General features: G+C 70.8%; 7 protein-coding genes. All 7 read right to left on the bottom strand.

Annotated elements, in window-relative coordinates; translation table 11 throughout:
* Positions 1-139 precede the first annotated feature (139 nt).
* The 7 genes from JNW87_RS34595 to JNW87_RS34565 all read right to left on the bottom strand — a co-directional run bounded on the left by JNW87_RS34595 (position 140) and on the right by JNW87_RS34565 (position 4,964).
* Positions 140-613 carry a hypothetical protein gene (locus JNW87_RS34595; protein WP_238455142.1) on the bottom strand — a complete coding sequence of 158 codons (474 nt, stop codon included), beginning with the start codon at positions 611-613 and terminating at the stop codon, positions 140-142.
* Between the two features lie 414 nt (positions 614-1,027).
* A complete protein-coding gene (locus JNW87_RS34590) occupies positions 1,028-1,201 on the bottom strand; it encodes a hypothetical protein (RefSeq protein ID WP_238455141.1) in 174 nt (57 codons plus the stop codon).
* A gap of 137 nt (positions 1,202-1,338) precedes the next feature.
* Complete coding sequence (locus JNW87_RS34585; protein WP_238455140.1) at positions 1,339-2,436, bottom strand: ParB/RepB/Spo0J family partition protein; 1,098 nt, start codon at positions 2,434-2,436, stop codon at positions 1,339-1,341.
* Between the two features lie 97 nt (positions 2,437-2,533).
* Positions 2,534-2,800 carry a hypothetical protein gene (locus JNW87_RS34580; protein WP_238455139.1) on the bottom strand — a complete coding sequence of 89 codons (267 nt, stop codon included), beginning with the start codon at positions 2,798-2,800 and terminating at the stop codon, positions 2,534-2,536.
* 223 nt (positions 2,801-3,023) lie between these two features.
* Positions 3,024-3,989 (bottom strand): recombinase family protein, encoded by a 966-nt coding sequence (locus JNW87_RS34575; protein WP_238455138.1) that lies wholly within the window; start codon positions 3,987-3,989, stop codon positions 3,024-3,026.
* A gap of 367 nt (positions 3,990-4,356) precedes the next feature.
* Complete coding sequence (locus JNW87_RS34570) at positions 4,357-4,761, bottom strand: hypothetical protein (protein ID WP_238455137.1); 405 nt, start codon at positions 4,759-4,761, stop codon at positions 4,357-4,359.
* A 14-nt stretch (positions 4,762-4,775) separates the two neighbouring features.
* A complete protein-coding gene (locus JNW87_RS34565; protein ID WP_238455136.1) occupies positions 4,776-4,964 on the bottom strand; it encodes a hypothetical protein in 189 nt (62 codons plus the stop codon).
* Between the last annotated feature and the right edge of the window lie 102 nt (positions 4,965-5,066).

Here is a 5,066-nt window from a genome sequence, read left to right as displayed (position 1 = left end):
GCGCCCGGACGGACCCGGCGGAACAGCTCGCCGAGCGCCCGGAAGGCTTCGGCGAGCTGGCGGCCCAGCTCCTCGAACGCCGCCCGGATGCGGGCGGCCTGCTCGGCGCTGAGCTGCGGCACCTGGACGACGGGCGCGGTCACGCCACCGCCCTCGCCTTGGCCCGGGCCTCAGCCACCGCTGGCAGCGCGACGACCGCTCCCGGCTGCTCGGCCAGCCACTGCCGACCGACGCGGGCCAGTCGCTCGACCAGCTCGTTGCGGACCCGCTCGACGCCCTGGGCGAACTGCTCCAGGTAGGCGAGCGTCTTGCGCTCCTCGGGGTGAGCCTTGGCCTTCTCCCTCGCCGGTGCGAGCAGCCACCGCTCGTTGGCGGCCACCTCCATGTCGGCGACGGTGCACGCGAACTCGATCCCGCGCAGCTCGGCCGCCTTGTGGATCGCGTCGACCACGGCCTCGGCCAGGTCGCGGGCGTCGCGCTCGCGCAGCTCCAGGCCGAGGTCTTCCGCGGTGGCGGCCAGCACGGCGGCCGCCGTCTTCCGCACGTCGATGTAGCCCGGCAGGGCCGCCTTGACCCGGGCGGCCTCCTCTTCGACCTTCGCGTCCCGGCTCACGCGCTCTCACCCACCCCGGGTCGGTGGCCGCCATCTGGCATTGCGGCCGTACAGCTTGCGGGCACAGTGGTCCCCTCTCCGTTCGGTTTCGGCAGCTGGGCTGCCCTGACTTCCGCGACGAGCGCCGGGCCGGCGTGGGTGTCGAACACCGCGCGTCGGGCGACCCGGAAGGTCGCCGGTCCGAGCGGGACCGCGTTCAGCATCCGCGCCTGCCGGTACAGCTCGGCCTGCGCTCGCCGCATCGACTGCCGCAGGCAGGCCGGCCCGGACGGCAGCGGCCACGCCCACAGGACCGTGACCACTCGCCTCGCACCGATCGCCTCCAACAGCCGGGGGTTGTACATAAACATTGTATAAGACTGACCACGTGCAGTCAAACTGCGGCCGTACAGCTGGCGCCACGACGACGCCGCCTCACAGGTTCAGGGCCCGCCGCTGATCGTCGGAGAGCACCCTCCGAGCCTTCTCGACGAGCGGCCCGCCGTCGCAGGCCAGGCACAGCACCACCGGGTCGCGGTCGCCCCTGCGCACCCGGACTCGGCCGCGCCGGCAGACCCCGCACGGCGGCAGCTCGATCGGCCCGAGCACCGGCATCAACCGGCCCCACGCGAACAGGCGCCCACGCCCGGAGCATACGCACTCCCACTGCGCCCGCACAGCAATCGCCCGGACCGACAAGGACGCCCCGCGGGTCAGCCTGCGGGGCGTCCACAGTCACCAGCCGGTCAGTGCTGGCACACCGAGCAGAAGCCGACCTCCTCCACGGCGTCCGCGTGGCCCGCCCAGTCGCAGTTCGGGTCCACCTTGATCGTCCCGTCGTTGACCAGCGGCCCCGGCACCGGCGTGAGGTCGATCAGCTCGGCCGGCACCTGCACCACGACCTCCGGGTCCAGCTCCACCTTGACCGACGCCGCGATCGCCTGCGCCTTGCGCAGCTTCGTCGCCACCTTCCCCGCCGCCGTCCGCAGGTGCTCCACCCGCTGCCGGTATGCGGCCACGCCGCCGTCGGCGCCGGCGAGCAACTTCGCCAGCTCCACCTCGTCCAGCTGCGCCAGCTCGGCCAGGATCTCGCCGGCCGCCGCCAGCCGGTCAATCTTGCTCACGACCTTCTTCCGCTGGGCGACCACCTTCTCCTGCTCTTCCTCGCTGTGCTCGGCCTTGTCGAGCTGGAAGAACCCGCCCTGGTCCTCGGCCGCCTTGCACGCCTTGGCGAACGCCTCGGCGTCCCGCGCCGACGAGAACTCGCCGCGCGCCCACTTCACCAGGAACCGCCGCTGCTGGTCGGCGGACAGCCGGCACACGTACCAGGCGACGCCCACCTGCAGCTGGCCCTTGGCCACGAGCTGCTTCGCGTCGTCGATCAGGCCGAGCAGGTCGATCCGCCACCCGATGTACGGCAGGCTCTTGCCGAACAGCTCGCCGATCGCCTCCGTCTCCCAGCCGGCCTGGGCGAGGCGCGCGTAGGCCGCGGCCTCCTCCATCGGCGTCATGTCCTGCCGGTTGACGTTCTCGGCGACCTGCGCGATGAACGCCGCCTCGTCGTCCATGTCCCAGACCATCGCGGCCAGCTCCTCAATGCCGCCCTGCTGGGCGGCCCGCCAGCGCCGCTCGCCGACGACCAGGCGGTACTGGCCCGTCTTCGCCGTCTTGCGCACGGCGACCGGCTGGAGCTGGCCGAGCTTCTTCATCGAGGCCGCCAGCTCGGCCAGCTCCTCCTCGGTGAACTGCTTGCGCGGCTGGTCCGGGTCCGCCTCGATCTTCCCGACGGGGATCGTCCGCAGGACCGGCTTCGCCGGCTTCTTCGCAGTCGCACTCGCAACCATCGTCTTCCTCCACAGTGAACGGGCACCAAGCAGTACATGTTCATTGTAGTCAAAAGACGATCTTGCCGTCAATGTTTTATGTAGGCGGCGACCTAGATCACGAGGCCATCCCCGAGCAGGCGACAGCCGCGAGGAACGTCGGGGCCAGGGGGCCGGCGGCCACGTATGCCGCCGTGCGGCGCACGCTCCGGACCGCTCGACCGGCCACACTCGACAGCTCGACGGGAAGCGCCGGCCGCAGCACGTCGACGATCTTCTCGGCCTGCTCGTCGCTCAGGTCGGCGTCGACCGCCCGCCCCGACGCCAGCTCGGCCTCGATCCGCTCGGCCAGCTTCTGAATTTCGATCGTCCGCTTCCGATCCAACGTGCCGCTCCCCGTCACTCCGTCTCGATGCGCCAGCCATCCCACTGCGACCCCACAGTGGAGGCGGCCTAATCAGGCCCTAAGGAAGATCAATGACGTGGATCATAGGCAGGGAAGCACGAAGAGCAACAGCTCAACTGTCCACTGTGAAAGCTTTTTCCCATTCCTTTGTTACGCCGTGGTAACTTCCGGCGCTAGAACGTGGTGGAGGAGTCTGCTCCCCTTACTTCCAGACGAACTCAAGCCGGTCGACGTCGAGGTGCACCACTCCGGCCCGGGTCGCCGGCTTCACCACGATCCGGTTCAGGACCAGCGCCAGCAGCTCCCGGCGCCGCTCCAGCGGGGCGTCGACCCACCACTCGGCCAGGCCCTCCGGCGTGGTCGCCGGCAGCGACTGCAACCGCGCCGCCTGGGCCAGCATCTCCCGCAGGCTCGCCTGCTCCCGCTTCGCCTCGGCCTCGATCGCCGTCAGCGTCACCAGGCTGATCTCCCGCTTCGCGTACGCCTGGCCCGCCTCGGCCAGCCGCTGGTCGATCGCCGCCAGGATGCCGGCGATGTGCTCGTCGGTCACCGACGCAGAGCCCACCGCGCGCTCCAGCCGGGCGCGCACCTTCGGCGACCCCAGCCGCGCCAGCGCCCGGGCGGCGACCTCCTCCTCCAGGCTCTCCGCCGCGATGCGGATGCGCCCGCACCCGTAGCTGGGGCTGCCGGCCCGGCACACATACCCGCGCTTGCCGCTGTTGCTCGGCTGCGTGTACAGCGGCTTCCCGCACGCGTGGGTGCCGTCGCCCACCTCGTCAGGCAGCGGGAACCCGCACACCAGGAACCCGCCGGACAGCAGGTACTTCCGCACGTTCGTCGCGCCCGGCTGCTTGCGCTCCGGGGCGTCCAGCAGCGCCAGCAGCCGGCTGAACGTGTCCCGGTCGATGATCGGCTCCCACGGGGCCTTGCCGACGACCTCGCCCTTGTAGGTGCGCAGGCCCGCCAGCCGCGGGTTGCGCAGCAGCCGCGACAGCGACTGCTGGGTCCAGGGCCGCCCGGCGGACGTCATGATCTCCCGCGCCCGCAGGTCGGCGACGACCGACCGCATACTGTCCCCGTCGAGGACCCGCTTCACGACCTCACGGATCACCGTCGCCTCGGCGTCGATGATCTGCCTTCCGGTCTCGTCGTACCCGTAGCACCGCACCGTCTGACCCCCAGACACATGGCCGGCCTGAACTCGGCCGGCTTACACGGTAGCAGTGGGGCACGGCACCGTACTACGTACAGGCACCTAGGAGTTACCAACGCGTGACTGTTGCGTTCCGGACACCGTACCCCCACACCCCGACGGCGAAACTCGGGCACGCAAAGAGCCCCGGACCCACTGTGCTGGATCCGGGGCTCTCAACGCCTGGTGCATCCATGATCGTGCGCGGTTTCACTGCCGCTCGTCGCGAGGGCCGGTCAGGTCTTGCTGTCCCCCGACGGCTGTCCCGACCGGCCCCGCGCTCCGAACGGCACCCTGGGACGGGGCCGGTCACATTCAACCACTGCGACCGGACAGCTCGCCACTACAGCGAAATCCAGCGGTCGCCCTCCCGGTACTGGATCTCGACGCACCCGTAGTTCGGCTGCCCGAAGTCGTGCAGCGGCCCGAAGTCGGCGTCGCCGCCCGGCTCACCCTCGGTCCAGATCATCCCCTCATACACCACGCCGCGCTCGTCCGGGTCGACGTCCTTCCCGTCCGCGATCGCGCCCGCGTCGATGTCGCCCTCGTCGAGCATCCGGAACCGGCGACCCTCCGTCCGGGCCCGCTCGAACATCTCCTCGGTCGCCTGCCGGGGGCCGGCCGTCCCGACCTCCGACTCCGACGTGCCGTGCAGCTCGTGGTCCCGGTCCCGGGTCAGCACCCACGCGTACGGGTCGCCGGGCCACTGCGCCGCCCGCTCGGCCTGGATCATCGCCATCGACACCATCTGTCTCTCCTCCTCTACTCGACCCCGGCGCCGACCGGCACCAGGGCTTCCTGCTGGTCGCTCTCGCCGGCGACGTCGCCGCCGGCCTCCTGCTCGGCCTGAAGCTCCGCCTTCGCCTCCGCGATGCGCTGCCGGCCCCACCTCTCGCCCCGGTCGAACTTCTGGCCGAGGGCCTGCCCCGTCAGCGGCTCGCCGGCAGCCACGGAGATGTTCTGGAAGGAACTTCCCGCGCTGCGGCGCTACATCAAGATCGAGAAAATGTAATCGGAAAGGACGGGTAGCTCGATGTGCCTTGGCATCCCGGG

This window comes from Micromonospora sp. ATA51, assembly GCF_016802855.1.
In the GTDB taxonomy this organism is placed as follows: Bacteria; Actinomycetota; Actinomycetes; order Mycobacteriales; family Micromonosporaceae; genus Micromonospora; species Micromonospora sicca.
This window is presented reverse-complemented; position numbering and strand designations above follow the sequence as displayed.

Coding starts and splice junctions, on each gene's coding strand:
- JNW87_RS34585 (WP_238455140.1), bottom strand. CDS start 2,436: ATGGTTGCGAGTGCGACTGCGAAGAAGCCGGCGAAGCCGGTCCTGCGG.
- JNW87_RS34570 (WP_238455137.1), bottom strand. CDS start 4,761: ATGGTGTCGATGGCGATGATCCAGGCCGAGCGGGCGGCGCAGTGGCCC.